The sequence below is a fragment of the Methylobacterium variabile genome, from assembly GCF_001043975.1.
Classification (GTDB): Bacteria; Pseudomonadota; Alphaproteobacteria; order Rhizobiales; family Beijerinckiaceae; genus Methylobacterium; species Methylobacterium variabile.
Window position 1 is genome coordinate 1 of sequence record NZ_LABY01000330.1, and the last position, 890, is coordinate 890.

The following is an 890-nucleotide window of genomic DNA, read 5'->3' on the forward strand; positions in this document are numbered from 1 at the left end:
CCCATCGCGGCCATCGCCTTCGACCGGCCGGCGGCGGCGGTGGATGGCAACGTCGAGCGGGTGGTGTCGCGCCTCTACGCGATCGAGACCCCGATCCCGGCCGCCCGGCCCGAGATCCGCCGCCTCGCCGAGACTCTCGTGCCGGCCAAGCGCCCCGGCGACTTCGCCCAGGCCGTGATGGATCTCGGCGCCACGCTCTGCACCCCGAAACGGCCGGCCTGCGCCCTCTGCCCGTGGATGCAGCCCTGCCGCGCCCGGGCCGAGGGGCTGCAGGAAACCTTTCCGCGCAAGGTCAAGAAGGTGGCGGGGCAGCTGCGCCGCGGCGCCGCCTTCGTGGTGCTGCGGGCCGGCGACGACGCGGTGCTGCTGCGCACGAGGCCGCCGGAAGGCCTCCTCGGCTCCATGGCCGAGCCGCCGACGAGCGAGTGGCGGGCCGATTACGACCCGGCCCAGGCGCTCCTCGACGCGCCCCTCGACGCGCGCTGGAAGCGGCTGCCCGGGATCGTGCGTCACGTCTTCACGCATTTCCCGCTCGAGCTGACGGTCTTCCTCGCCCGGGTCGCCGCCGGCACCCCCGCACCGGAGGGCATGCGCTTCACCCCCCGCGCCGGCCTCGAGGCCGAGCCCCTGCCCGGCGCGATGAAGAAGGTGCTGGCCCACGCCCTGGAGCAGAAGCTGGCGGCGCCCCCGCCCGCTCTCACGCCCCGGCCCGAACCCGACCTCGCGACGCCGCCGGAGCCCGAGCCGCCGCCGCGCCGGGCCCCGCTGCCGAAGGTGCTCTCCCGCCGCCCGGCTGCCGCGGCGCCGGTGGTCAAGACCACGGGGCGCGGTCGGCCGAAGGGAGGATGAGGGGCTGCCTTACGCCGCCGAGCCCACGAAACTCCGCAGCA

1 protein-coding gene is annotated in these 890 nt (G+C 76.3%); it reads left to right on the forward strand.

Features of this window, described 5'->3' with window-relative positions:
- A partial coding sequence (locus VQ02_RS32305) for an NUDIX domain-containing protein (protein ID WP_048448366.1) occupies window positions 1-849 on the forward strand: 849 nt, incomplete at its 5' end.
- Window positions 850-890: the final 41 nt, after the last annotated feature.